The sequence below is a fragment of the Collinsella sp. HCP3S3_D1 genome, from assembly GCF_052064015.1.
Taxonomy (GTDB): domain Bacteria; phylum Actinomycetota; class Coriobacteriia; order Coriobacteriales; family Coriobacteriaceae; genus Collinsella.
On record NZ_JBQHWK010000039.1, the window covers coordinates 1 to 1,477 of the forward strand.

Below are 1,477 nucleotides of genomic sequence, written 5' to 3' on the forward strand. Positions count from 1 at the left end.
GCCCGGTGAAGGCGAGGAAGAAGGGCGTGAAGGGAGCGAAGAGCGTTGCTGCCTAGGCTAGCCCCTTGTCACACAAACTACCGAAGCCTCTAAAAAAGCCGATAACACATAGGTTTTTTGACCTAATGCGTTATCGGCTCTGCGTCTATGCGTCTGGCACTTTTAATCATTTTTTTTTGAATTTATTATATGTGTTAGCTAACTGTCCACAAGCCGCGTTAATCTCTCTGCCATGAGAAACTCTAATAGTAACTTCAAGTCCTGCTTGCTCTAATTGATGTTTGAATGCAACTATTTCCCGTTTCTGTGGTGCTTTAATTCTTGAATTGCTTGTTGGGTTGTATTGTAACACGTTAATCATAACTTTTTTGCCCCGAAACCATTTTGCAAGTTGTCTTACATCTGAGGGCCGGTCATTTATACCCGGTAAAAGCAAATACGCAAAGACAATTTTGCGATTATGCCTTTCAGAATAGGATAAGGCTTGCTTAACAACATCTTCAATAGCATATATGCGCATGTGAGGAATAATACGATTTCTTGCAGATTGTGTTGCTGCGTGTAAAGATATTGTCAACTGAATTTTAAGATGTTCCTCGCGCAATTTTTTTAATTGATCGACCGGACCAACTGTTGATATGGTAATGCCATCGGTGGGAAAGTTAAGTCCATTTCTATCTCGAAGAATATGGATTGCTTTTATCAAGTTGTCATAATTGAATAAAGGCTCTCCCATACCCATAAAAACGATACGGTTTACTTTTCGACGCAACAATATAATCTGTTGTACGATTTCTGACGGTGTTAGATTACGAACAAAACCATTGCGTCCGGACTCACAAAAAATACAACCAACAGGACAACCGACTTGTGTGCTCACGCAAACAGTTCCACCATCTCGCCGCTTGATAAAAACCGTTTCAATGTATTTGTTGTCTTTCAGTTCGTAAACATACTTTTCAGTATCGCTACTTTTGCAAATATTTTTTACCAACATTGATAGATTTTTTTTGCGTGGTAATTGCTTATATAATTCTTCATATAAGGCTTTTGCTTCATTCTCGCCAATAACTTCCGACATTTCTTTGTAAGTAAATCCGTATGGATCATTCCGTACTTCCGCAGGCGTATATTTAGGTAAACGTTTCATTTTTATATCCTTTCTTCTAAATAATAAAAGTTTGTTTTTCTGTATTTTTGATTACAATCTCTAATTTTTCTACATCAATGATATGCGTCAATTTGCATTTAGGGCAGAAAAGAGGAAAATCTTTTAATACAGTATTATGAAATACTTGAACTCTCGTCTTTCCGTTACAAATCGGACATTTTATCCAATATTTTTTAAGCATTATATTTCACTCGTCCTTTTTACACAAAAAAATGGGCTCTTCGGTGGTTTCTGTGGGAGAGATTCCGGCATAGGCCCAGCTCAGCGGGCGAAAACAACGATCTGGAACTGAAACGGCCCCGGGAG

Annotated in this window: 2 protein-coding genes; both read right to left on the reverse strand. The window is 38.3% G+C overall.

Features of this window, described 5'->3' with window-relative positions; translation table 11 throughout:
- Nucleotides 1-166 precede the first annotated feature (166 nt).
- Complete coding sequence (gene rlmN / locus ACTNDJ_RS08910; protein ID WP_441064276.1) at nucleotides 167-1,150, reverse strand: 23S rRNA (adenine(2503)-C(2))-methyltransferase RlmN; 984 nt, start codon at nucleotides 1,148-1,150, stop codon at nucleotides 167-169.
- A gap of 16 nt (nucleotides 1,151-1,166) precedes the next feature.
- Nucleotides 1,167-1,352, reverse strand: a complete 186-nt coding sequence (locus ACTNDJ_RS08915; protein ID WP_003431289.1) for a cysteine-rich KTR domain-containing protein — start codon at nucleotides 1,350-1,352, stop codon at nucleotides 1,167-1,169.
- Between the last annotated feature and the right edge of the window lie 125 nt (nucleotides 1,353-1,477).

Excerpts from the sequence above, each read along its gene's own strand:
- rlmN (WP_441064276.1), bottom strand. The coding sequence starts at position 1,150 with ATGAAACGTTTACCTAAATATACGCCTGCGGAAGTACGGAATGATCCA.
- ACTNDJ_RS08915 (WP_003431289.1), bottom strand. The coding sequence starts at position 1,352 with ATGCTTAAAAAATATTGGATAAAATGTCCGATTTGTAACGGAAAGACG.